The organism is Pseudoalteromonas sp. Of7M-16 (assembly GCF_022347805.1).
Taxonomy (GTDB): domain Bacteria; phylum Pseudomonadota; class Gammaproteobacteria; order Enterobacterales; family Alteromonadaceae; genus Pseudoalteromonas; species Pseudoalteromonas luteoviolacea_F.
In genome coordinates, this window is record NZ_JAKRFY010000008.1 from 54,864 (window position 1) to 77,353 (window position 22,490).

The window sequence follows — 22,490 nt, forward strand, 5'->3', positions numbered from 1 at the left end:
ATTCTAAACTTCTGTTATTCACAAATAGAGATTAAACGACGATTTTACAATTTATTTGACTCAATCACCATCTATTTGCGTGACTGGAAGGCTAATTGGATAAATTTTTATCACTTTTACCTCGTGTTTTAGGCTTTGCCCCTTCATTTTTGCTATCACGAACCCAACGGCAGCAAACACTATGGCAAAGCCTATTTGGCCGATTTCAGGTAAGGAAAAAATAAGTAGCGCGCTAAACATGCCTAAAAACGCCATTAACAAGGGCAGCAAATAGACCCACAAGGCATGCTGTACAACTTTACTGTCATCCAATGCGAGTTTCACTTTTTGCCCGACGTTGAGCTTGTATGAATTAGGTAAGGGGAACGCTTTTTTGTGGGTACCAAAAAGCTTACTAAACACTTGAGAGCCACATTTACCATTGCAGCCCTCACATGCAGGTTTTTGTTCTGAAATCAGCCAAGCTGTGTTTCCTTTTAGCTCAGACACTGTGAGTGTTTGTTCTATCATAAGGAACGCTTTACAGATTCTGCAATATTTTTAGCCGTTTCTACAGGTATTTTACCGACCACAGAGACATCAAACGCCCCTGCGTTGTGCACATACACAGTTGTCGCGCCAGAAGTGAGTGCCCCACTCGCTCGCTGTCCAGTCAATGGTCGTTGAACAAATACAGATACCTCAACCAACCCATCCGAATAGAGAAAATAATCCGCTAGCTCATTATTCAAATCTAACTTGTGCCTGTCAGCTTTAAGAAGCTTAAAGCCATTCGGTAGCCACCCTATTTGCCAATTATTTTGTTGCTTAACAGGACCATCATCCGATAGTGCTGCGATTGGAGTAGGTAGCGTTTTCTCTTTTAATTCCAGTAGCTGGCTAGCTGGTCGCTCTGTAACCGAGATATGAGTCAGCTGTAATTGCTCTAGTACCTCAGAATCTTGATTAACATACGCGGCTTTCAATAACAGCGCGGACTGCAAGTCCACCCACAGCCAGTAGTTAAACTTACTTTCATCTTTTGCCACCAGCCTAACCAATTGAGCTGGTCTGCCGGCAATACGCTCTTTACCTCCAAGGACAAACTCATAACTCGAGTCTAATGTACTAATATCGCGTAGCAATACCTCAGGGATTGGCCCAGCAATCACATCTGTACTCAAAGAGTATGGCTCTGTTTGTGGTTCAAAATAAGTCACCACATCGTCTACTCTGACAACTTCTAAGCCTGCGCCATTTAATAAAGTCAGAATTTCTAAATCGGTTTGCTCTACCTGCCCATGCAACCATCGATATGGTTCCATACCTTTGCCTTTAACAACGACAAAAGATGCGTCAAAATTTCTCTCTTGCACCGCTGAAGACATATCTTTAAGGAGTTGCCGTGCATTGATAGTTTCGTTGGCGAATATCTGAGTGCTTAGCACTACACTCAGTACAACCGCAAGCCATTTAATCAAGGTTTAATTTTCCTCTTGTTTGTCCTTTTCTGTCTGTTTTGTATTCTTAGACAGAGCATGTGCCATTCTAGATTGGCGCTGATGTTCTAGTACCAAGGCACCGATGCGTTGCTTTTGCAGTTCTCTAACGCCACGTTCAGCTGATTGCATCGCCGGTTCTGACGATAAGCTCACTGGCGCAACTGTGCCTGTTAAAGGCATTGATTGTAACATAGGCGCTTGTGCATCAATGTTATTTTGAGGTGTAAAGTTGTTAACCCCAATGACAGTGCATAATGCGACACTCGCCGCTATGGCGACTTGAGATAAAGGCCGGCGCCAAAAAGACATCTGCACCACATTACTATTTTTGCTTTGTAGCTCTTGTGCTGGCTCTTCTTCAGTCATGTTGTAAACAGGTTCATCTGCAATTGCAGCAGCGACACTCGCTGTAATATCGATACACGGTGTCGATTGCTCTTTTTGTCTCATAACATCGCCAATCAGCGCGTAGCGAGCAAATTTATCTGCATCTAATTGAGCTTGGTTCCCCATTTTGAGTTCACGCTCTGCGTCTAAAATTTCAGACGTCATTTGCTCATTGTTTACATCAAACTTTGACTGCGTCATTTAATCTTTACCTATGAGTGGGTTAATATTTTTATCAATGGCCTCACGTGCCCTAAAAATCCGCGACCTGACGGTTCCGACAGGACACTCCATTACCACAGCGATTTCTTCATAACTCATCCCTTCAATTTCCCTTAAGGTAATCGCTGTCTTCAAGTCATCTGGCAACTCATCTATGGTTTTAAAGATGACCGCTTTAATTTCATCGCTCAATAACAGACTTTCTGGCGAAGCATTAGACCGTAATTGATCAGCTCCATCGTAAACCTCTGCTTCTTCAGCATCGATATCACTCGCAGGCGCTTTTCGCCCCTGAGATACTAAATAATTTTTAGAGCAGTTTACCGCAATCCTGTATAACCAAGTATAGAATGCACTGTCTCCGCGAAAGTTTGGCAATGCCCTATACGCTTTGATAAATGCCTCTTGGGCCACATCGGCCACATCACCTGAATTAGATACATATCGAGAGATCAACGCCGCCACCTTATTTTGATATTTGGCAACCAATAAGTTAAAGGCGTTTTTATCTCCTTGCTGAACTTTTCTAACTAATTCTAAATCCAAATCCTGCTCGTTCATTCGAGCCGGTACTCCTCTTTGTTATTACTTATATTTGCGCAGTGTTGCCATCATTTTACAGCTAGTCTGACTGTACCATGAATAAAAAGTTCTGTTTTTTTGATATTTTTTTTAAAATACTCCGTATTACTTCGTCGTAGACGATACACAACTACTATTTTTATCTCGTACCAGCGAACACTATTGATATATGATAGACGCTATCTTTGTAGTTGTAATAAAACTTTAAAAGCTAAGAACCACTAACATGAAGAAAAAAATGCAGCATCAGACAGATGTAATTATTGTCGGTAGCGGCGCAGCCGGACTAAGCCTCGCTCTTTCTTTGGCAAATCACTGCCAAGTTACTGTAATCAGTAAAGGGGATTTAAAGGAAGGTTCAACACTTTACGCCCAAGGCGGAATCGCTGCTGTGTTTGACAAAAAGAACGACAGTATAGAATCTCATGTTGAAGATACATTAAAAGCCGGTGGTGGTTTGTGTGATAGAGAAGCCGTTCATTACACTGCATCTAACGCCAAAAAATGCCTCAAGTGGTTAATTGAACAAGGTGTGCCATTTGATATGGAGTTTGATAGCAAAGGCAAAGAGCGCTATCACCTCACTCGGGAAGGTGGTCATAGCCATAGACGAATTTTACACGCAGCCGACGCGACAGGAAAAGCGGTGCAAACCACCTTGGTTGAGCGCGTACTCGAACACACTAATATTACTGTACTTGAGCAATACAATGCGATTGACCTCATCACCGACAAAACCGCCGATGACAAAAGAGTCAATGGACTTTATGTATACAACCGCAAACATAACTGTGTAGAGTCTATTGCCGGGAAATATGTCGCCCTTGCCACAGGTGGCGCAAGTAAAGTTTACTTGTATACATCAAACCCAGATGTTTCTAGTGGAGATGGCATAGCCATGGCATGGCGTGCAGGCTGTAAAGTCGCCAATATGGAATTTAATCAATTCCACCCAACCAGCTTATACCACCCTGAATTACAGAATTTTTTGATTACCGAGGCGATGCGAGGTGAAGGGGCACACTTAAAACGACCTGATGGCACGCGTTTTATGCCCGACTTTGATGAGCGAGAAGAGCTTGCTCCACGAGATGTCGTAGCTCGGGCGATTGACTACGAGATGAAACGATTGGGTGCCAATTGTGTATATTTGGATATCTCACATAAGAACAAAGATTTCATTATTGAGCACTTTCCAACCATTTATGCAAAATGCCTCAGTGTCGGGCTAGATATCACCAAAGAGCCTATCCCTGTGGTGCCCGCGGCACACTACACATGTGGTGGTGTCATGACCGACTTTAATGGTAAAACGGATATATCAAACCTCTATGCGATTGGTGAAGTCGCTTACACGGGTCTGCACGGCGCAAACCGAATGGCGAGCAATTCACTACTTGAGTGTATTGTATTCGCCCATGCAGCGGCCCAAGACATTCTCTCAAATATTGATACTCAACCTGACATACCTACTTTGTCTCCTTGGGATGAGAGCAAAGTCAGTGACTCTGACGAAGAGGTGGTCATCACACACAATTGGCATGAACTTAGATTGTTTATGTGGGACTATGTTGGTATTGTGCGCTCTACAAAACGATTAGAACGAGCACTTAGGCGAGTTGAATTGTTAAAACAAGAAATACACGAGTATTACGCAAACTTCAGAGTCAGTAACAACTTATTAGAGCTTAGAAACCTTGTGCAAGTCGCTGAACTTATCATTCGCAGCGCATTGGCAAGAACGGAAAGTCGAGGTCTTCACTATACCCTAGACTACCCAGAGCAACACAATCAGCCCAAGCCAACAATTTTAACCCCCTAACTTACTTGGCTTGCAAGGCAATGCGGCTCAGGTGTGACCAAGCATCCGAGCCCATTGCGCTAACCGTAAAAGCAAATTTAACCTTCTCGCCAGACTCAGTATACACTTCTACAATTAATAACGACGCAAATACTTTACCGTAACTTATCGTGCCTTCTGTATGCTTAGCTTCACTGGTTAGTTTAAACCAGGCATCCTTTTCAATCAGTGTAATATCGCCCTCTTGGGGCATTATTTTAGTGCAGGTAAATAAGGCATGACGGTAACTAACATAACACAACGTCAAATGTAGCCACCACAGTTCTGGAATTAAGACGAGCAATAAAAAAGCAAAAATCACAAAAAAGACCACAAGTGCTTTGCGGTCTATATTATTTTTTTTAAAAGCAATGCTATACGCGAACTCGGTCAAGAATAAATTGCACCATTTTGCTTAACTCCGGGTGCGGGCACTTCTCGTGTCCCATAAACCACGCAAATAAGTCCGGATCCTCAACTTCTAACAAACGCTGAAAAGTGAGTTTATCTGCATCGCTAAGCTGATCATAAGCTTCATCAACGAATGGCTCAAGCAATACATCTAGCTCTAACATGCCTCGACGACAGGCCCACTTTATGCGGGGTTTAGGATACAATTGTTCCATATTGCTTAAATACCTCTTATCTAGAACATATAAATCTCGCCACGCAGTATAACCGCAATTGGTCGTTCAGGAAAATTAGATCGCCACTCATTTGCGCTAACTCAACAAGCGCAGTTAAAAAGCAACTGTACACTGCATAGTCATTGTTAAGAATTATTGTCATTTGATCTTGCTTTTGCCTACCTCAAGACCCATTTATCAGGTAACATAATCTAAAATATTTACGCAGGATCAGCTTGATGGCCACAGTATACCAACTCCCTCTTCGCTTGCTCTCAGTATCCGGACAAGACAAACTCAGCTACCTTCACGGACAAGTAACACAAGATATGAACTTAGTTCAAGATAACAACTTTCTTTGGACTGGTCACTGTAGCCCGAAAGGCAAGTTATGGGCTGCGCTGCGCGTATTGCGTTTAGACGATGCATTTTGTTTATTGGGCTCACAGCCAGAGGTTGAAGCTGCATGCCGTGAGTTAAGTAAATACGGCGTCTTTGCAAAAGTAGACATTAACTTGTCCGAACACCAATGTTTTGGCGTACTAGCCGATTCATTCGATGAGGTTTGCCACACCTTCAATTTGCAGTTTGATACAGACAATAATGCCTGTTCGTTTAATGGCGGTAAAGCCTTAAAAATCGATGACAGTAGCCTAATTTTAATTATTGAAAACACGACATCTCTCCCTGCTCAATTTACCGTTGAAGGTGATTCAACCGCGTTTGAGATCCGCGACATTCTCGCCGGAGAACCTCAGCTCGGTGAGCATGGCATAGATGAATTTGTGCCACAAATGATTAACCTGCAAGCGCTAAACGGCATTAGCTTTAAAAAGGGCTGCTATACTGGTCAAGAGACTGTTGCCCGCATGCGTTATTTAGGCAAGAACAAACGCGCGATGTTCATTGTTCAAGGCCAATCAGAGTCAAGCCTCGACGTGCAAGATCTTGAAATGCAACTTGGTGAAGACAATTGGCGCCGGGCTGGCAAGGTTATTCGCCAAGCATATGATGCAGCATCAAAAACATACTATGCATTGGCCGTTTTGCCTAACGATCTAGAAAATTCAGCTGTACTGAGACCGAAAGATATCCTTTCAGTATCGCTAAACATCAAGGCTTTGCCTTACTCTATAGAAGATAATTAACGGAAATACTATGAAAGTAGCTCAAAATGCAGTGGTAAAAATGCATTACGCGGTTTTGGATGATGACCAAAATACCATTGACAATACATTTGATGAAGATCCACTAGAATTTATCATTGGCACTGGTTATTTAATCGAAGGCTTAGAAAATGCACTTATCGACAAACAAGCTGGTGACAAAATCAGCGTGACTGTAAAGCCTGAAGAAGGCTACGGTGAGCGCAATGACAGCCTAACTCAAGCGGTACCAAAGAGTATGTTTGAAGGTATTGATGTAGAAGTCGGTATGCAATTTCGTGCGACTACAGATGAAGGTGAACAAGCCGTTATTGTGATAGGCGTCGAAGGTGATGAAGTCATTGTCGATGGTAACCACCCGTTGTCTGGGCTTACATTGCATTTTGATGTCGAGATTTTGGAAGTACGTGAAGCGACAGCTGATGAGCTGGAGCATGGTCACGTACATGGCGCAGGCGGCTGCGGCCACGACCATTAAAAAAAGCGCCTATTCGGCGCTTTCTTCTTGTGCATCTTCTTTAACTTTTTCTTTTAAAGCTTCGAGCAAGCCAGCTTGATCTGATGTACCTAAACGATATTTAGTGCCATCTACCATATTGACTTCTACCGCTTTGAATCCAGATACACTGTAAACCCAACCATCATGGGAAATTCGGATCCCAATACCATGCCTAAAGGAGTTGGTGACTGCACGCACGGATTCAATGTCTTCAAAACGAATTGTTTTTTTCGCCACTTTTGGCCCAAACCACCAGCTTAATTGTTGTGCAGTTGTATCAACTTTAATCGTCAAGCCATAGAAGGCAATTGCAACCAGAACTAAAATAATTCCAAAGGCAATAACCCCTACATTTTCACCAAGCAGTACAAACCCCATCACAACAAAAGTACTTAGCCAAGCCAAGATCCCAAAAATTGCCCATGCGAGCTGCGTTTTTTGATACATATTGCCTCAATCAAAACCATAAACAAAGGTCACACCAAACTCGGTATCTACTTTGCTTTTATTTTCTTCCGGATCGGAATTATACCGATAAGTATACGAAACCTTAAGTGACAAGCCTTCAATTACTTGGCTAATTAACGCTGTTTCTGAGAAACTCCTTGCACCAAGTCCAGACACAGACCTTTCATAACTAAAATCTTGATTAAACCGAGTCCGTTTTGAAATATTACGCTCCCACTGCAATGAAGCACGCAATAAATATCCCCGCTCTACTCTCGCTTGGTGAGGAAGCAATTCTGATTCATTATCAACCCGGTATATTAAGACACCTGGACCAAAATGAAAGTCGACCGTATTCTTACGCCCTTCAAATATGCGATTGCCATACCCCACAACAAAGGTCGATGTATACTCTCGGCCATTAAACTCATCAACTTCGTAGTCACCGTAAAGAAAAAATGACTCGTTATCTATGCCAAACTTATAACTAGTTTGAGCGGACACAAAGTAACGTGATGCCGTTTCATCTTCGACACCTGTTTCAATATCAGTTTCATCAGCGTAGTGACCATCAATTTTAAATTGGTTACGCCAATGCTTAAAATCCTGATAGAGGTTGCCTTTTAATTTAAATGAGGAGTTTTTCGTATTACCACTGTTCGCAATAAACCCAAACTCTACATCACCATATAAAAATTCACCTTTGTGCAACTCGTGGATTTCTTCTTCAGATAACTCACCATATTCGTGGAAGTCTTCAAAAGGATCAACAGCATACGCCTGAGCACAGCATAATGCAGATATAAATAGGAGTAACTTCTCTCTTTTCACTCGACAACATACTCTTTTTTATTGCTTCCAAACTACATGGCAAAATGGCGCATCTAAGTCTCGACTGATCAATGCCTTTGCAAACACTTCATCACCATCTTCAAATTCAATGCCGATAGTGACCTGTACAAAATGATCACGTTCAGCTTCTTGCTCAAATGCCACCACAGCTTGCCAGCTGTCATCAACATCCGCTTCTTCAATAAAGCCAAACTCTTCTCTGTGTTCATTAAATACATCAATATCTTCTTGAGATAAATTTTCTGGCGCCAACTCAAGAAAAATATCATATGCCTGATGTGTTACTTCTTCAATACTGCTTAGTCTTGCTGACATGTCCTCACCCCTCATTTATAACCAACCCCATGATACCAAATCCGTAATTTCGTTTTCTACAAGGATAGGGTGTAATGAATAAATTTAACGCTAAATTGCATTAACTAAATTAGCATGATAACTCTAATAAAACGTACTTATGTCGACTTTAGCTATTAAACCTATACTTAATAAGCTTAAATGGATAATTTAACGTTAATACTCTAATATTTACTTAAAAGAAAAATAACAATACATAGGAGCCGCCATGGTTCAGTACAAAGTCATCGATAACATCGCATGGGTAACATTAAACCGCCCTGAAAAACAAAATGCACTCAACTATGAGATGTTTCGACAGCTCGATCGCTCAATCAAACAGATCAAATCGAACCGCCAAATCAGAGCAGCAGTTATTCAAGGAGCAGGATCACACTTTTGCTCTGGACTAGATGTACAAAGTGTTACCAAACAGCCAAGCCAAGTTTTCAAACTGTTATTCAAATTGCTCCCAGGAAACCAAAACCTAGTGCAAAGAGTTGTATTAGGTTGGCGTACTCTGCCCGTACCTGTATATGCCATATTGCAAGGAAATTGCCTAGGGGGTGGTTTACACATTGCGCTGGGCGCAGACTTTAGAGTTGCCCACCCAGATACACAGGTCGCCATCATGGAGTCTCGTTGGGGGCTTTGCCCCGATATGGGCACTAGCCTTATTTTGCCCTCCTACGTCAAACAGGACAACGCTTTAGCTATGGCACTTAGTGCCGAGCGAATCTCGGCAATACAAGCCTTAGAATTTGGCCTCATTAGTAAAATTGATGAAAACCCGCTGACATATGTAAAACAACACATCGATTCTTTAAGCAGCCATTCGCCCGACGCATTAGCCGCAATCAAACAACTCTATAACCATGCTTACCATCCAGCTAACCGCCAGCTACTATGGCGAGAAACTTGGTATCAAATTAAACTTTTATGCTCAAAAAACACTCGTATCGCTATGAAAAATGGTGTAAAAAAGAACGTACAGCAACCTTACATTGAGCGTGCAAAATGGAAATAACACCCTATTCGTCCCCATACCCCATGAGTTGATAATTTGTGGAAAAGCTCAATTACATCATCGGCATGTTTTATGTACTTGTATGTCTATATAGTGCCAAAATGCTCGTTTTATTGACCGGGCTAAATATTCCAGCTCCTTTGGTAGGCTTAATCTTACTGTTTCTGCTACTGAAAGGTCGTATCCTCGCGCCACATAAATTAGCTCTGACATGCCAATCGCTGATTGCGTATATGGCACTGTTTTTTATTCCAGTAGGAGTTGGCTTTATTGAACACCTGCAACTAGTCGCAAAGCATAAACTTTTAATCATATCGTTACTTTTTTTGCTTCCGTGCCTTGTCCTATTCAGTGTTGGTAAACTGGCCACAAAAGGGAAATACCGTGATTAGCACAGTTGTTTGTATTCTTACAATTGGCTTATTCTTAATAGCGCGAAAAGTTTATAAACGCTGGCCGAGTCCTTTGCTCAATCCGGTATTGATTTGTATCGCAATCATCACTTTAATATTACTGCTAACTGGGTATAAATACCCGCTCTATTTCCAAGCCAGTATGCCCATAGATTGGTTTTTGGAGCCAGCTGTCGTGGCCCTCGCCTACCCCCTGTATCAGCAATACACTCATATAAAGTCGGTATTTAAATTATTGATTTTTTGTACTTTCATTGGCGTGTCCGTGTCTACCGTTTTTGCCTACGCCCTATGTTTGTTCACGCAAGCTGACAGTGTGTTGACCAGCACAATGATGGCGCTGTCGGTCACATCTCCTATCACGTTGCTCATAACGGAGTCGCTGGGGGGAATACCGAGTATTGCTGCTGCTATGGTTATTTTAATCGGTGTGTTTGGTGGCGTTTTTGGTCTTCAGTTACTCACCCTACTCAATATTACGCAGCCCCAAGCAAAAGGCATTGCACTGGGTGTCAGTTGTCATGCGATTGGCACTGCTGCTGCAATGGAATACCACCCGCTAGCTGGTGCTTTTGCATCTGTAGCTATGATATTAAGCGCCATAATAAGCGCTTTTTGGGTTCCGGTACTTTTTACTATACTCAATAACTTATACGCCTAATGGGCACTGAACATTACGCTCAAAGGAGCTCAACTTGATAGAGCAAGAAATAGAACAATTTGAAAAGTACTACGACATGATACGTACTTATTTACTTACCTACAGTATGCAGCTGCTGGCTGCTTTGCTGATCCTGATTGTCGGCTTATGGCTTGCTAAAAAACTTGCCTCAGCAACCCATGCAGTGATGATACGACACAACATTGATATTACTTTGACTAACTTCGTAGCAAATGTTGTTAAGGTCTTAGTTGTCACCATGTTTATTATCATTGCTTTAGGCAAGGTTGGGATCAGTGTGACCCCGTTTGTCGCAGCAATTGGCGCCGCATCACTTGGGGCCGGCTTGGCAGTACAAGGTATGTTATCAAACTATGGCGCAGGTCTTGCGCTGATTGCAACACGCCCGTTTGTTGTTGGTGACACCATTGCCGTAAAAGGAGTTAGTGGACAAGTTAAGTCTATAGAGCTCGGACATACTATTTTAATCAATGAACAAAAAGTAGAGATCACGGTGCCCAATAAACACATTATTGGCGAGGTTTTACACAACTCTTTTAACTATTCTCACATTGAGGGCCAGGTCGGCATAGCTTACGACGCGCCGGTCAATCAAGCTATATCTGTTATCCAGAAAATACTGGTTGACGATGATAATGTCGCTGATAGCCCTGCCCCGCAAGTTGGCATAGAAGCATTTTCGGATAGCGCGATCACTATCAGCTATCGATATTGGACACCCACCACATCTTTGATTGAAAATAAGCTCAATGTCAATCAGGCAATTTACCAAGGCTTTAAAGACGCGAATATTGAAATTCCGTTCCCTCAGCGAGTTGTCACTATTAAATCAAACACACCAAAGCCAGAATAAACCTTTGTACTGCAGGAGGTATCAACCAACTGCAGTGCCCCTCTACATTCTAACACTCATAGAAAAAAGCCATTGATTAACCCTTTACATAGTTCTATGCTGGAAACGTTTTGTTCACAAAACATACAACATGTAAGGAGAAAAACAATGAGAAATAGTAATATTGGTTACTTGCTCGGCAGTGGCGTGCTTTTGCTATCTAGCATGCAAACGCTGGCAGCAAATTGTACCGGCTTGGCTACTTGGCAAGCCTCCGAAGTTTATCGCGCGGGCGATCAAGTACAGCACTTAAGCAGTGCTTTTGAAGCAAGATGGTATAGTCAAAATGAAGATCCACAGCAGAACTTTGGCGATTATAAGGTGTGGAAAAACTTAGGCGCATGTGGTGGCAACCAAAACCCAGAAGTCACATTATTGACGCCTGCCCAAGGAAGTATTTTCACCCAAAATGACAACGTTGTCTTATCGGCCGAAGCGACAGATGCTGATGGGGCAATAGGCCAAGTTGAATTTTTCATCAATGATGTATCTGTCGGTTTTGACAATCAAGCACCTTATCAGGTCACGTGGTCTGCACAGCTCGGTCCGCATGTCGTTTCCGCTGTAGCAACAGATGATCAAGGCGCAATCAGCCAAGTTAGCTCAGCAACAATCGAGGTAACCGATGGCACAATCAATACACCACCAGCGATAGAGCTAACATCTCCGGGCAATAACAATCAGTTTTCGCTGGGTGATACAGTCAACGTCATAGCAACAGCAACAGATCAAGATGGTTCTATTGCCAGGGCATCAATATCCATCAACAATGTAGAGGTCGCGACATTTGCAAATGGAAATATCTCTTATGACTGGATAAGCGATACAACTGGCCAAGTACAAATAAAGGTTTCTGCCGTTGATGATAAAAATGCCAGCAGTAATACGAGCGTAAATATTAACATTGCATCGCCAAATCAAGGCGGATGTGTGGGCCTCAAAACATATCAAGCCGGTCAGACATATCAAACTGGTGAACTAGTTTCTCACAACAATCGCAAGTACCGCTGTGATGTTGGAGGATGGTGTAGCTCAAATGCACAATGGGCATATGAGCCAGGTGCAGGCCAACATTGGCAAGATGCATGGAGCGATCTTGGTATTTGTGCAATTGCACCTGAAATTCGCTTTATTTCTCCAGAACCAAACAGCACGCTTCTTCAGGGGCAACACAGTGAAGTCAGCATTGTAGCGACAGATGCAGATGGCACGGTAGCACAGCTGGATCTTTATGCAGATCAAACATTGCTTGGCAGTTTTACCAGTGGAACAGGCACTGCAAATTGGCAGCCCATTACGCTTGGTGCAGTGACACTGTCAGCGAGTGCGACAGACAATGAAGGAAATGTTAGCACCGAACAAATTCAGGTGAACATTACGGATAAGCCAGTGGTTGTTGACTTAACTTCGCCAACAGCAGGTACGCAATACACACTCGGTGACTCGGTGAATATTAAAGCACAAGCGCAAGCACTCACAGGTACAATTAGCAGTGTGGAGTTTTATGCCAACGGCACACTATTAGGTCATGACACAACGTCGCCATACAATTGGGTATACACACCTGCGGTACTTGGCAATCAGACACTCACCGCTATTGCAAAAGACAATGCCGGAAATCAAGCCAGCAGTGCTGGTACCACGATTAATGTCATTGATAAACCGATTGGTAAAACACACAAATTGATTGGTTATTGGCATAACTTTGTCAATCCAGCTGGCTGTCCTATCCCACTTGCGCAGATGTCACCTGCATGGGATATTATCGATATTGCATTTGCAGAAAATGACCGTAATTCCGATGGCACAGTTCACTTCAAACCATTTGAGAAAGACATTCGCTCCAATTGTCCACCGATTGACCCAGTGCAATTCAAAGCAGATATGAAAGCACTGCAAGCACAAGGCAAAGTGTTCGTATTAAGCCTTGGCGGCGCAGAAGGTACTATTACGCTTAATACCGATGCTGACGAGGCGAAGTTTGTATCTAGCCTAACCAATATCATACAAGAGTGGGGATTTGATGGGCTGGACATTGATTTAGAAAGTGGCTCTAACCTTGTGCACGGTTCACAAATACAAGCTCGTCTGCCTCGTGCACTTAAACAAATCGAACAAAATATCGGTGGCAACATGGTGCTAACTATGGCGCCAGAGCACCCTTATGTTCATGGTGGTATGGTTGCATATACTGGCATTTGGGGTGCCTATATTCCTTTAATTGATGCACTTAGAGATACATTAGACTTACTGCACGTGCAACTATACAACAATGGTGGTTTACCTAATCCATACGAACCAGGTAGCGCACCAGAGGGCTCTGTTAATATGATGGTCGCTCACGCCAAAATGCTCATAGAAGGGTTTGACCTAGCCGATGGCACACGCTTTGCGCCACTGAGAGATGACCAAGTTGCTATCGGGTTGCCATCTGGCCCCAAATCAGCTAACTCAGGACAAGCACCAACGGCAAACATCATCGCTGCGTTGGACTGCCTAACCAAAGGCCTTAGCTGTGGCACTATCAAACCCGCATTTAACTATCCAAAGTTTGGCGGTGTGATGACTTGGTCAATCAATTGGGATAAATATGATGGATATAACTTCTCAAAACCAATTGGCGACAAGTTAACTCAAATGAACCAAGGGAATTAATCAGGTATCGTTCTCTGCGCAAAACGTAAAAAGGCACCTACTGGGTGCCTTTTTCTTATTTCGCTTGAGCAGGAATTGGTCCTTGGGGAACTTCGACATGCGGGTTTTGTCCGCGCTGCCTCAGTAAGTGGTCCATAATTGTGATAGCCATCATGGCTTCAGCAATGGGGATCGCCCGAATACCTACACAGGGGTCATGACGGCCTTTGGTGATCATCTCCACAGACTCGTTCGCGGTATTGATACTCTGACCTGGCACTGTAATGCTTGATGTTGGTTTTAGAGCAATAGATGCGATGATATCCTGCCCTGTAGAAATCCCCGCAAGCACACCGCCAGCATGATTACTGACAAAACCTTCAGGCGTCAGTTCATCTCGATGCTCTGAGCCCTTTTGCTCGACTACGTCAAAGCCATCACCAATCTCGACGCCTTTCACCGCGTTAATGCTCATTAATGAATGTGCAAGTTCGGCATCCAGTCTATCAAATACAGGTTCGCCAAGACCAACTGGAACATTTTTAGCAACTACTTTGACTTTAGCACCGATTGAATCGCCTTGTTTTTTAAGGTCTCTCATATACTCATCAAGCGCGTCTAACTTGCTTTCATCGGGGAAGAAAAATGCGTTTTGCTCAACGCTATCCCAGTTATAAGATTCGGCTTTAATCGGTCCTAGTTGAGACAAACATGCTCGAACTTCAATGCCATGAACTTGCTTTAAATACTTTTTAGCGATACCGCCAGCAGCTACACGAATTGCCGTTTCACGTGCAGATGAGCGGCCTCCACCGCGATAGTCGCGATGCCCGTATTTATGCCAGTAGGTATAGTCACCGTGACCCGGGCGAAACACATCCATGATCTTGCTGTAATCTTTTGAGCGTTGGTCGGTATTTTCAATCAATAACCCAATACTAGTGCCTGTGGTTTTTCCCTCGAATACTCCGGATAATATTTTAATTTCATCCCCTTCACGACGCTGTGTCGTGTAGCGGCTTTGTCCGGGTTTCCTTCTGTCTAGATCAACCTGTAAATCAGCCTCATTGATTTCAAGTCCCGCCGGTACACCATCGACAACACCACCAAGTGCTGTACCATGACTTTCACCGAATGTCGTGACCCGAAACAACTGGCCTATGCTATTGCCTGCCATTAACTTTCCTCATTCCTCGTTACGGTTTTGGTTCATCAGAACCTATGTGGGGTAAACATCCCCCGAATATTCGACAAATTTCTCTGCGCATCTTCCTTTGCCGTACCAAACCAACAATGGATATAGTCCACGGTCAAGCAATGTACCGCAAAGGTTAATCGTTAAAATAGGCTACCAACTCTTGTTTGCTGATCATAAACACGCCTAGACCGCCGTGTTCAAACTCGAGCCAAGTAAATGGTGCACCTGGATATAATGCTTCCATATGTACCATAGAATTACCCACCTCGACAAATAGAATACCGTTCTCCGTTAAGTGTTCAGCCGCATCTCTGAGCAATATACGTGTAACATCGAGACCATCATCGCCAGATGCAAGCCCTAATTCAGGCTCATGATGGAATTCATCTGGTAAATCAGCCATATCTTCGGCGTCTACATAAGGCGGGTTTGCGACTATTAAATCGTATTTCTGACCCGGTACGCCACTAAAGACATCCGATTGAATTGCAAATACGCGGTCATCCATCAAATGGTCGTTAATATTCATCTCAGCTACTGCTAATGCATCAAAAGAGATATCTACCGCATCTACTTGGGCATTTCCAAAGTATTTTGCCAAAGCGATTGCAATACACGCTGAGCCTGTGCACATATCTAAAATACGTGTTACCTCTTCAGGTGCTTGCACCCAAGGTTTAAACTGCTTGGTAATTAACTCTGCAAATGGTGATCGAGGTACCAAAACTCGCTCATCCACATAAAAAGGCATACCCGCAAACCACGCTTGATTTGTTAAATAAGGCACTGGAATTCGCTGTTCAATACGTAGTTTTATCACTTCAACTAAACGTCTTTTCTCTGTGCCAGTTAGCCGAGCCTGCATTAAATCTTTAGGTGAATCAATAGGTAGATTAAGGATAGGTAAGAGTAAATTCACCGCTTCATCCCAAGGGTTATCGGTACCGTGACCATAAAATAGCCCACTTGCAACGAACTGACTTGCAGTCCAACGCAGCCAATCTTGTATCGTTACCAGATCTTCATAAGCCTCTTGGGCGATTTCATTGGTTATTGATAATTCACTCATGATAATTCTCACACTATGTAGATAGCGGCATTGTAGCGGTTTTTAGGCTAGGTTTTTATGCTTTTTTTATTTAAAATGTGCGAATGACTAGAGAATATCCCGAAGTAGCTATGGCCTCTGACGACTTTGACTTATTCCGCGATGCAATTTCCGGAACACAACCACTTAAACAAGACACCGTGGTACACAAACAAAAAGCAACACGCTTTAAAGGCGAAGTAATTGCAGAACAAAAAAAGCAACATCAAGCTGAATTCTACTTTTCTGATGAATACGTTCCAGATATAGATACAAACGGTACCGTAAACTACGTCAGACCTGGTGCTGATAAATACCTTGCAAAACAGCTCAGACGCGGGGATTACGCGCCTGAATTGATCTTAGATATGCACGGTATGAATAAAGAAACAGCCAAAGATGAACTCGCCGCACTCATTCATGCTTGTAAAAAACAGCACGTCAGCTGTGCATGCATTGTCCATGGTATAGGTGAGCGTATTCTAAAACACAAAGTTCCACACTATTTAGTCCAACATCCCGACATTCTTGCAATGCATCAAGCCCCGCTGGAATATGGTGGAAAAGGGGCGATTTTAATCTTAGTTGATTTGCCACAAAATTTAGAATTTCGTAGATAATCGTTAACAACTATTAACGCAGTTTCTCAACCAAGCTAGCCTGAGATTTACAAATAAGCTATATTAGCTGAACAATACGAAGTCAGCGGGAAGATTGTACCCTTAACGGGTGCCACATAAAAACGCGGGCCTTGTACATTTAGTTTCTGCTATTACCCTCAGGCTTAAAATGAACGATTTACTCAGTACAGATTTGACGATATTACTCGTCGAACCTTCAGTTACCCAAAGAAAGATTATTGCCCATGAGCTCCAACAAGAAGGCGTGCAAAATATTGATTTTGCAGATTCTGTTAGCACAGCCATTGACGCATTGAATCAGAACCTTCCCGATTTGATCATCTCTACCCTTTACCTTGCTGACGGAGATGCGCTTAAATTGCTCGACCATGTGCACACACACTTTAGTGATCATCAGCTGCCCTTTATGCTGGTCTCAAGTGAAACACGCAGACAGCAGCTTGAGGCATACAAACAATCTGGAGTGGTTGCAATTCTGCCTAAGCCATTTACCAAGGAGCATTTAGGAAAAGCGATCAATGCGACGCTTGATTTACTGTCACCACAAGAGCTTGAGCTTGAGCTATATGACATTCAAGATTTGAGAATTTTGGTGGTAGATGACTCCAAGTTGGCCCGCAACCACATACAACGGGTTTTGCAAAACTTGGGCGCAACACGGATCAGCGAGGCAGAGAATGGCGCGCAGGCACTAGATGTATTGCAGCAGAGCATGTTCGACCTCATAGTAACAGACTACAATATGCCAGAAGTAAACGGACAAGAACTTACTGAAGCTATTCGCCGCTCAGACGAGCATGCCCACGTTCCTGTACTCATGGTGACTTCTGAAGCAAACGAGACACACCTTGCCAACGTCGCACAATCAGGTGTCAATGCTATGTGTGATAAACCATTTGAGCCAAATATCGTTAAACAGCTCATTTATCAAATGCTTGAACAAAATTAACTATATATTAGTTATTTTAACCACTTCCCTTGGCCAAAAACACCAAATCAATTTTTGGCCAATTAGAACACAAACGTAAAATCATCAAAAAATCAATTGCTTAAAATAAAAATCCAAGCTGGCACAACCTTTGTAATAGTTATTGCGTCTAAACAATCAAAGGGAACAACGCCATGAACTTATTTACTAAATTACTAACTACCAGCCTTTTCATTGGTATATCTGCGTCTGCAAATGCGAACACTATAACCAGTGATATGTTAAGTGATGTGCAAAGTCGAGTAAGTGAAAATATTCAATCGAGCATAGTTGAGTTAAAGCTTAATACTAAAAAGGCACTAGTAGATAGTTTCATCCGTACAAATAAGGACATCGAAACCACTCAACCTGAAACTAAGCAGGTTCAAAAGGAAAACTAATATGTTTAGTGAAGTAACCTTGATTAGCTTATTAGCGATGCCAGTAGTGAGCTTATTGCTGGCTTATTTTTCGATAGAAACCATTAAGATCATCAGTCATAAATGGTTTGCGGAGAGAACTTGATGAAGCGGTTATTGACGAAGACAAAAAACCCGCACAAGGCGGGTTTTTAAACGATGGACGCAAATGCTAATTATAGCTCGCCTTCGTTTTCAGATAGGAACTTAGCAACACCTTCAGGGCTTGCGTCCATACCTGATTTACCTTCAGTCCAACCTGCAGGACAAACTTCACCGTGCTCTTCGTGGAACGCTAGTGCGTCAACCATGCGAAGCATTTCATCGATGTTACGACCTAGAGGTAGATCGTTAACTACTTGGTGACGAACGTTACCTTCAGAGTCAATTAGGAAAGAACCACGGAAAGCAACACCAGCTTCTGGGTGCTCAACGTCGTATGCTTGACAGATTTCGTGCTTAACGTCAGCAACTAGGTCATATTTAACTGGACCGATACCGCCTTCGTTTACTGGTGTGTTACGCCATGCGTTGTGTGAGAATTGAGAATCGATAGAAACACCGATAACTTCAACGCCACGCTTTTGGAATTCTTCAAAACGCTTGTCGAACGCAATAAGCTCTGAAGGACAAACAAAAGTGAAGTCTAGTGGGTAAAAGAATACAACCGCTTTTTTACCTTTGATACGCTCATGTAGATTATAGCTATCTACGATTTCACCATTACCTAGTACTGCTGCTGCTGTAAAGTCAGGAGCCTGACGGCCAACTAATACACCCATTGTTTTCTCCAAATAGTTAGGTTTAGTTCCAATATACAAATCATTTTGTAATTTGATTCTAATTATTGAGGCGCTGTTTAAGAAAAACAACCCCTTGAAAAAATTTGCCTAAGTTTATTCAGCTCTGGGGAAAAATAACAATCGAATTATCCGATAGGTACAATCTAAAAATTCGATGAGGCTAAACTTTAGACATAAAAAAGCCCCTTGCGGGGCCTTTTCTGAATTAGTCCATAATGTCATTTGGCATATCTGCACGGATATGCTGCCACAGCTCACCTGACTGGTGACCATATTTACGTATCAGCGATATCGCGCGATCATGATCGCCTTGCTGAGCAAGTTCTGTTAAATCGCGATAAAACTCTCTGGTGATTTTTCGAATTTTTGGCTCTGAAAAGTAATGACAACCAATCTTCGAATACAAACCTCTAAAACCATTCAGGATGAGGACATAAATCTTATTGCCACCAGCAATCGCAAGTTGATGATGCACTTGATAATCATAATCTGCAAAAGCTTCTGCTGTATCTGGCAACTCTGCATATTGTGCTAGTATTTCGATCACTTTTTCTGGACTTAGCTTGATCGCCGCGCGTGTATAGATAGCACTAATGTTGGTTCTGGCTGACAACAGCTGGTCCGTCAACTCGGGAACTTTGTCTTCATCAAGTCGAGCTAGAGCTTCCAGGATATTAAGACCTGAAGTTTCCCAAAAATTATTAACTCTGGTTGGCTTACCATGTTGAATTGTTAGCCATCCATCGCGGGCCAATCGCTGTAAAACTTCTCTTAAGGTTGTGCGAGTCACACCGATTAGCTCTGATAGTTCACGCTCAGCCGGTAAAATAGACCCAGGTGGAAACTCTCCATTCCAAATCGATTCAACTATATATTCCTCAGCGAATCCCGCTGGGCTCTTGGCTTTAAAAATTCTCATTTAGCACCACTTAATTTACAACCTAAGGCTAGATACATTCAACGCAAGCGACTCTCGAAAGCAGGCGGAGCATGATACTGCAACTCGTTAATCTACTGATTGTACCAGATGGATATAAAGTAACAAGCGCAACTGCAAATTGATGTTCAGGTTATTAACTATTGCGCATTTAAAAAGGGTCGACTAATCCAATTCCTTTCATCTAAATAAACACACCACTTACCATAAAGCCTTTACGCCCGACTTCAATCTGTGCATTTATCCCGCATGTTTAATTCGCACCTGATCTATATAGTTAACATCAATTGATTACATTTTTAATCTAGCTCCGATTAAATTCAGTTTGGCACTCAATTTAAACTCAGTACCATGACGGGATTGTCGGGTAGAATGTAGACCCGCACGCTCTCACATTGAACAACTGAGCAAGAAGTAAAAAGGGAACTTAACTGTAAATCAAGTGACTAATACACTGTTTGCAATACGAATTATACGCACCAAGGTAAATAGGCCAGAACATAATTGCCTCTTTGTGGCTTGTCGTAAATGTAAAGGTCTTGATGCCTTCGTACTACATCGCCATAATAGCGGCCAAAAAAGGAGATATACATGATTGAAAGACTTGCGAGCTTTTCTCGCTCTACCAACGCTTGGGCGCTATTGTTTATAAGTGCACTTATTTTCGAAGTTGTCGCACTATATTTTCAGTATGCCATGGGTTTAGAGCCTTGCGTGATGTGTATCTACCAACGTACTGCTATGTTAGGTGTATTAATTGCCGCACTAATTGGCCTATGTGGTAAAGGTATCTATATCGTCCGACTCATCGCTACAGCTGGATGGGGCATAGCCTCAATTTGGGGTTGGTTGCTTGCACGTGAACACCTTTCTATGCAAACCACAACAGATCCTTTTGCCTTTACGTGTGCTTTTGAACCAGACTTCCCAGTTCCATTGCACGAATGGATCCCATCGTTTTTCGCTGTGACTGGCAGCTGTTCTAGTATAGACTGGTCGTTTGCTGGTTTATCAATGCCCGGCTGGATGGCTGTGGTCTTTGCAGTGTATTCGATTAGCTTTTTAATCTTTGCGCCATTGATTATTTTTAAGAAGTAGATTTGAGATAGATATGATTTTTAGACTGAGTCAGGTTTCCAAGCTTTCAACCCTGTCGCTACGAGACAAGCAAAAAGTCCAAGCAATTGCACTGTCAATGCTATCGGCGAAAAGTAAGGTATTTTTGGCAGTATGTAAGCTGATATTGTTAACACCCCTTTTTATGGCATTGGCATATTTTGAAGGGTGGGCATTGTTACCTGTGCTACTTGTTGCGGGCCTTGCTTATCCATTGCTCACTGCGCCAATCGAAATACAGTTTGCGTTGAAAAATATAGACCAAGCGCTTGAACAGTTTAAGCAGAGCCAAACATAGGCTCTGCGAGACTCTGGCTTACTCAAATACCACGTGAGCTTTTAACTTTTCAATTAGGCCCTTTCCTATCCCTTTCACTCTCTCTAATTCCTGCACATCCACAAATCTACCATTTTGCTCCCTAGAGATCACAATTGCCTGCGCTTTTGCCTCACCAATCCCAGGTAGCTGGATCAGCTCATTTACTTGCGCTGTGTTCACATTTACAACCAGTGGCGCTTGTTCAGGCGGGTTTACATCTTGCGCCTGAACCAAATTACTCAACAAAAATACTGCTACTATCAGTCCAAGAATCCATGTATGTCTTCGCATTTAATTTTCCTTAAAAGTTTATGAGTCTAACACTGCTTAAAAAACTAAATAAGCTATCTAACCATAAGATTTAACGATTACTTTTGTAAAATGCTTACTAATATTTTCATTGTGTTTTTTTCATATGGATCGTCTAATGAAGTGCCTTTAAGTTGCATTAATAGCAAATACAGTTTACTGTATAAAAAAACAGTGTTTTATGGAGGGTCATCATGGCTGTTATAGTAAAGTATGTGGTTGAAAGAAACGGAGTAGAGCGAATGACATTTACTAGCAAAAAAGAGGCTGATGCCTACGATAAAATGCTGGATGTTGCAGAAGCGCTTGAAGCAATGCTAGATAAGGTAGATGTACCACTTAGCGAGCAACAAGTTGAATCACTGGCTCTAGAAATGGCAAAGTATAAAGACGATTTTATTTCTGTACTCAAAGGCAGTAAACCATCAGCAGAGAAAGACAATAAAAAAGCGTCCAAGAAAGCCGAAGAAGTTACTGACGAAGTCGCCGAGGATAAGGTCACTGCTATAAAGCAAGCATAAATATTACTTGGTTCTTAAATTACCTTTACTGACTTATTCGTTCCAAAAACGCAAAAACGCCGCACTATTAATATAGTTCGGCGTTTTAGT

28 protein-coding genes are annotated in these 22,490 nt (G+C 42.5%); 14 read left to right on the top strand and 14 right to left on the bottom strand.

Features of this window, described 5'->3' with window-relative positions:
• Positions 1–60: 60 nt before the first annotated feature.
• Genes MHN81_RS09945 through rpoE form a run of 4 tightly spaced genes read right to left on the bottom strand, consistent with a single transcriptional unit; the run spans position 61 to position 2,651 of the window.
• Positions 61–510: a SoxR reducing system RseC family protein gene (locus MHN81_RS09945; RefSeq protein WP_023398664.1), complete on the bottom strand. Its 450-nt coding sequence runs from the start codon at positions 508–510 to the stop codon at positions 61–63.
• On the bottom strand, positions 507–1,457 hold the full coding sequence (locus tag MHN81_RS09950) for a MucB/RseB C-terminal domain-containing protein (protein WP_036975725.1): 951 nt from the start codon (positions 1,455–1,457) through the stop codon (positions 507–509). Before MHN81_RS09950 ends, MHN81_RS09945 begins: the two co-directional genes overlap by 4 nt.
• A 6-nt stretch (positions 1,458–1,463) precedes the next feature.
• Complete coding sequence (locus MHN81_RS09955) at positions 1,464–2,069, bottom strand: RseA family anti-sigma factor (protein WP_239425661.1); 606 nt, start codon at positions 2,067–2,069, stop codon at positions 1,464–1,466.
• Positions 2,070–2,651, bottom strand: coding sequence for an RNA polymerase sigma factor RpoE (gene rpoE, locus MHN81_RS09960; protein WP_023398661.1), 582 nt, complete (start codon positions 2,649–2,651; stop codon positions 2,070–2,072).
• Between the two features lie 247 nt (positions 2,652–2,898).
• On the opposite strand from rpoE, the gene nadB reads away from it, so the two are divergent.
• Positions 2,899–4,494 carry an L-aspartate oxidase gene (nadB, locus tag MHN81_RS09965; protein ID WP_239425662.1) on the top strand — a complete coding sequence of 532 codons (1,596 nt, stop codon included), beginning with the start codon at positions 2,899–2,901 and terminating at the stop codon, positions 4,492–4,494.
• A 1-nt stretch (position 4,495) separates the two neighbouring features.
• On the opposite strand, the gene MHN81_RS09970 is transcribed toward nadB, so the two are convergent.
• Positions 4,496–4,834 (bottom strand): hypothetical protein, encoded by a 339-nt coding sequence (locus tag MHN81_RS09970; protein WP_155250741.1) that lies wholly within the window; start codon positions 4,832–4,834, stop codon positions 4,496–4,498.
• Positions 4,835–4,886: 52 nt separating this feature from the next.
• Positions 4,887–5,138 carry a succinate dehydrogenase assembly factor 2 gene (locus MHN81_RS09975; RefSeq protein ID WP_023398658.1) on the bottom strand — a complete coding sequence of 84 codons (252 nt, stop codon included), beginning with the start codon at positions 5,136–5,138 and terminating at the stop codon, positions 4,887–4,889.
• Between the two features lie 239 nt (positions 5,139–5,377).
• Here MHN81_RS09975 and MHN81_RS09980 point away from each other — a divergent pair, with 239 nt between their 5' ends.
• Together MHN81_RS09980 and MHN81_RS09985 are read left to right on the top strand one after the other, a co-directional pair.
• Positions 5,378–6,286 carry a folate-binding protein YgfZ gene (locus tag MHN81_RS09980; protein WP_023398657.1) on the top strand — a complete coding sequence of 303 codons (909 nt, stop codon included), beginning with the start codon at positions 5,378–5,380 and terminating at the stop codon, positions 6,284–6,286.
• A gap of 10 nt (positions 6,287–6,296) precedes the next feature.
• A complete protein-coding gene (locus MHN81_RS09985; protein ID WP_023398656.1) occupies positions 6,297–6,782 on the top strand; it encodes a peptidylprolyl isomerase in 486 nt (161 codons plus the stop codon).
• 9 nt (positions 6,783–6,791) lie between these two features.
• On the opposite strand, the gene MHN81_RS09990 is transcribed toward MHN81_RS09985, so the two are convergent.
• From MHN81_RS09990 to MHN81_RS10000, 3 genes are read right to left on the bottom strand one after another with little or no spacing between them, the layout of a single operon-like run.
• The gene (locus tag MHN81_RS09990; protein WP_023398655.1) at positions 6,792–7,250 is read right to left on the bottom strand and encodes a hypothetical protein; all 459 of its coding nucleotides are present in this window, start codon (positions 7,248–7,250) and stop codon (positions 6,792–6,794) included.
• Positions 7,251–7,256: 6 nt separating this feature from the next.
• Complete coding sequence (locus tag MHN81_RS09995) at positions 7,257–8,081, bottom strand: DUF481 domain-containing protein (protein WP_023398654.1); 825 nt, start codon at positions 8,079–8,081, stop codon at positions 7,257–7,259.
• Positions 8,082–8,099: 18 nt separating this feature from the next.
• Positions 8,100–8,417 (bottom strand): DUF440 family protein, encoded by a 318-nt coding sequence (locus MHN81_RS10000; RefSeq protein ID WP_239425663.1) that lies wholly within the window; start codon positions 8,415–8,417, stop codon positions 8,100–8,102.
• A gap of 247 nt (positions 8,418–8,664) precedes the next feature.
• On the opposite strand from MHN81_RS10000, the gene MHN81_RS10005 reads away from it, so the two are divergent.
• From MHN81_RS10005 to MHN81_RS10025, 5 genes are all read left to right on the top strand, one after another.
• Complete coding sequence (locus tag MHN81_RS10005; RefSeq protein ID WP_023398652.1) at positions 8,665–9,462, top strand: crotonase/enoyl-CoA hydratase family protein; 798 nt, start codon at positions 8,665–8,667, stop codon at positions 9,460–9,462.
• A gap of 38 nt (positions 9,463–9,500) precedes the next feature.
• Positions 9,501–9,854: a CidA/LrgA family protein gene (locus MHN81_RS10010; RefSeq protein ID WP_023398651.1), complete on the top strand. Its 354-nt coding sequence runs from the start codon at positions 9,501–9,503 to the stop codon at positions 9,852–9,854.
• On the top strand, positions 9,847–10,536 hold the full coding sequence (locus MHN81_RS10015) for an LrgB family protein (RefSeq protein WP_023398650.1): 690 nt from the start codon (positions 9,847–9,849) through the stop codon (positions 10,534–10,536). The genes MHN81_RS10010 and MHN81_RS10015 overlap by 8 nt, the downstream gene beginning before the upstream one ends.
• A gap of 34 nt (positions 10,537–10,570) precedes the next feature.
• Positions 10,571–11,410 (top strand): mechanosensitive ion channel family protein, encoded by an 840-nt coding sequence (locus tag MHN81_RS10020; RefSeq protein WP_239425664.1) that lies wholly within the window; start codon positions 10,571–10,573, stop codon positions 11,408–11,410.
• 147 nt (positions 11,411–11,557) lie between these two features.
• Positions 11,558–14,104, top strand: a complete 2,547-nt coding sequence (locus tag MHN81_RS10025) for an Ig-like domain-containing protein (RefSeq protein ID WP_239425665.1) — start codon at positions 11,558–11,560, stop codon at positions 14,102–14,104.
• A gap of 55 nt (positions 14,105–14,159) precedes the next feature.
• On the opposite strand, the gene aroC is transcribed toward MHN81_RS10025, so the two are convergent.
• Positions 14,160–15,260 (bottom strand): chorismate synthase, encoded by a 1,101-nt coding sequence (aroC, locus tag MHN81_RS10030; RefSeq protein ID WP_023398647.1) that lies wholly within the window; start codon positions 15,258–15,260, stop codon positions 14,160–14,162.
• Positions 15,261–15,414: 154 nt separating this feature from the next.
• On the bottom strand, positions 15,415–16,350 hold the full coding sequence (prmB, locus tag MHN81_RS10035) for a 50S ribosomal protein L3 N(5)-glutamine methyltransferase (RefSeq protein WP_239425666.1): 936 nt from the start codon (positions 16,348–16,350) through the stop codon (positions 15,415–15,417).
• Between the two features lie 83 nt (positions 16,351–16,433).
• Between prmB and smrB the strand changes: the two genes are divergently transcribed.
• The 3 genes from smrB to MHN81_RS10050 all read left to right on the top strand — a co-directional run bounded on the left by smrB (position 16,434) and on the right by MHN81_RS10050 (position 18,377).
• Entirely contained in the window at positions 16,434–16,988 is a 555-nt protein-coding gene (gene smrB / locus MHN81_RS10040) for an endonuclease SmrB (RefSeq protein ID WP_023398645.1), read from the top strand.
• A 169-nt stretch (positions 16,989–17,157) separates the two neighbouring features.
• Positions 17,158–17,958 (top strand): response regulator, encoded by an 801-nt coding sequence (locus tag MHN81_RS10045; RefSeq protein WP_023398644.1) that lies wholly within the window; start codon positions 17,158–17,160, stop codon positions 17,956–17,958.
• Between the two features lie 173 nt (positions 17,959–18,131).
• A complete protein-coding gene (locus tag MHN81_RS10050) occupies positions 18,132–18,377 on the top strand; it encodes a hypothetical protein (protein ID WP_023398643.1) in 246 nt (81 codons plus the stop codon).
• Between the two features lie 194 nt (positions 18,378–18,571).
• Here the strand turns inward: MHN81_RS10050 and MHN81_RS10055 are convergent, their stop codons facing one another.
• Both MHN81_RS10055 and fadR read right to left on the bottom strand, forming a co-directional pair.
• Entirely contained in the window at positions 18,572–19,177 is a 606-nt protein-coding gene (locus MHN81_RS10055; RefSeq protein WP_023398641.1) for a peroxiredoxin C, read from the bottom strand.
• Positions 19,178–19,403: 226 nt separating this feature from the next.
• Positions 19,404–20,117, bottom strand: a complete 714-nt coding sequence (gene fadR / locus MHN81_RS10060; protein ID WP_023398640.1) for a fatty acid metabolism transcriptional regulator FadR — start codon at positions 20,115–20,117, stop codon at positions 19,404–19,406.
• A 609-nt stretch (positions 20,118–20,726) separates the two neighbouring features.
• On the opposite strand from fadR, the gene dsbB reads away from it, so the two are divergent.
• Both dsbB and MHN81_RS10070 read left to right on the top strand, forming a co-directional pair.
• Complete coding sequence (gene dsbB / locus MHN81_RS10065; protein WP_023398639.1) at positions 20,727–21,233, top strand: disulfide bond formation protein DsbB; 507 nt, start codon at positions 20,727–20,729, stop codon at positions 21,231–21,233.
• A gap of 13 nt (positions 21,234–21,246) precedes the next feature.
• Positions 21,247–21,549 (top strand): hypothetical protein, encoded by a 303-nt coding sequence (locus MHN81_RS10070; protein WP_239425667.1) that lies wholly within the window; start codon positions 21,247–21,249, stop codon positions 21,547–21,549.
• Positions 21,550–21,567: 18 nt separating this feature from the next.
• Here MHN81_RS10070 and MHN81_RS10075 read toward each other — a convergent pair whose 3' ends face one another.
• Positions 21,568–21,861, bottom strand: a complete 294-nt coding sequence (locus MHN81_RS10075; RefSeq protein ID WP_239425668.1) for a ComEA family DNA-binding protein — start codon at positions 21,859–21,861, stop codon at positions 21,568–21,570.
• 212 nt (positions 21,862–22,073) lie between these two features.
• Here MHN81_RS10075 and MHN81_RS10080 point away from each other — a divergent pair, with 212 nt between their 5' ends.
• A complete protein-coding gene (locus MHN81_RS10080; RefSeq protein WP_023398636.1) occupies positions 22,074–22,400 on the top strand; it encodes a YebG family protein in 327 nt (108 codons plus the stop codon).
• Positions 22,401–22,490: the final 90 nt, after the last annotated feature.

What these genes read in the sequence shown, in the direction of transcription:
- MHN81_RS10070 (WP_239425667.1), top strand. Translation starts at nt 21,247, where the DNA reads ATGATTTTTAGACTGAGTCAGGTTTCCAAGCTTTCAACCCTGTCGCTA.
- smrB (WP_023398645.1), top strand. Translation starts at nt 16,434, where the DNA reads ATGACTAGAGAATATCCCGAAGTAGCTATGGCCTCTGACGACTTTGAC.
- MHN81_RS10000 (WP_239425663.1), bottom strand. Translation starts at nt 8,417, where the DNA reads ATGTCAGCAAGACTAAGCAGTATTGAAGAAGTAACACATCAGGCATAT.
- MHN81_RS10025 (WP_239425665.1), top strand. Translation starts at nt 11,558, where the DNA reads ATGAGAAATAGTAATATTGGTTACTTGCTCGGCAGTGGCGTGCTTTTG.
- fadR (WP_023398640.1), bottom strand. Translation starts at nt 20,117, where the DNA reads ATGAGAATTTTTAAAGCCAAGAGCCCAGCGGGATTCGCTGAGGAATAT.
- MHN81_RS10055 (WP_023398641.1), bottom strand. Translation starts at nt 19,177, where the DNA reads ATGGGTGTATTAGTTGGCCGTCAGGCTCCTGACTTTACAGCAGCAGCA.
- rpoE (WP_023398661.1), bottom strand. Translation starts at nt 2,651, where the DNA reads ATGAACGAGCAGGATTTGGATTTAGAATTAGTTAGAAAAGTTCAGCAA.
- nadB (WP_239425662.1), top strand. Translation starts at nt 2,899, where the DNA reads ATGAAGAAAAAAATGCAGCATCAGACAGATGTAATTATTGTCGGTAGC.
- MHN81_RS09975 (WP_023398658.1), bottom strand. Translation starts at nt 5,138, where the DNA reads ATGGAACAATTGTATCCTAAACCCCGCATAAAGTGGGCCTGTCGTCGA.
- aroC (WP_023398647.1), bottom strand. Translation starts at nt 15,260, where the DNA reads ATGGCAGGCAATAGCATAGGCCAGTTGTTTCGGGTCACGACATTCGGT.
- dsbB (WP_023398639.1), top strand. Translation starts at nt 20,727, where the DNA reads ATGATTGAAAGACTTGCGAGCTTTTCTCGCTCTACCAACGCTTGGGCG.
- MHN81_RS09945 (WP_023398664.1), bottom strand. Translation starts at nt 510, where the DNA reads ATGATAGAACAAACACTCACAGTGTCTGAGCTAAAAGGAAACACAGCT.
- MHN81_RS10005 (WP_023398652.1), top strand. Translation starts at nt 8,665, where the DNA reads ATGGTTCAGTACAAAGTCATCGATAACATCGCATGGGTAACATTAAAC.
- MHN81_RS10075 (WP_239425668.1), bottom strand. Translation starts at nt 21,861, where the DNA reads ATGCGAAGACATACATGGATTCTTGGACTGATAGTAGCAGTATTTTTG.
- MHN81_RS10050 (WP_023398643.1), top strand. Translation starts at nt 18,132, where the DNA reads ATGAACTTATTTACTAAATTACTAACTACCAGCCTTTTCATTGGTATA.
- MHN81_RS10045 (WP_023398644.1), top strand. Translation starts at nt 17,158, where the DNA reads ATGAACGATTTACTCAGTACAGATTTGACGATATTACTCGTCGAACCT.
- MHN81_RS09955 (WP_239425661.1), bottom strand. Translation starts at nt 2,069, where the DNA reads ATGACGCAGTCAAAGTTTGATGTAAACAATGAGCAAATGACGTCTGAA.
- MHN81_RS10080 (WP_023398636.1), top strand. Translation starts at nt 22,074, where the DNA reads ATGGCTGTTATAGTAAAGTATGTGGTTGAAAGAAACGGAGTAGAGCGA.
- MHN81_RS09990 (WP_023398655.1), bottom strand. Translation starts at nt 7,250, where the DNA reads ATGTATCAAAAAACGCAGCTCGCATGGGCAATTTTTGGGATCTTGGCT.
- MHN81_RS09985 (WP_023398656.1), top strand. Translation starts at nt 6,297, where the DNA reads ATGAAAGTAGCTCAAAATGCAGTGGTAAAAATGCATTACGCGGTTTTG.
- prmB (WP_239425666.1), bottom strand. Translation starts at nt 16,350, where the DNA reads ATGAGTGAATTATCAATAACCAATGAAATCGCCCAAGAGGCTTATGAA.
- MHN81_RS09980 (WP_023398657.1), top strand. Translation starts at nt 5,378, where the DNA reads ATGGCCACAGTATACCAACTCCCTCTTCGCTTGCTCTCAGTATCCGGA.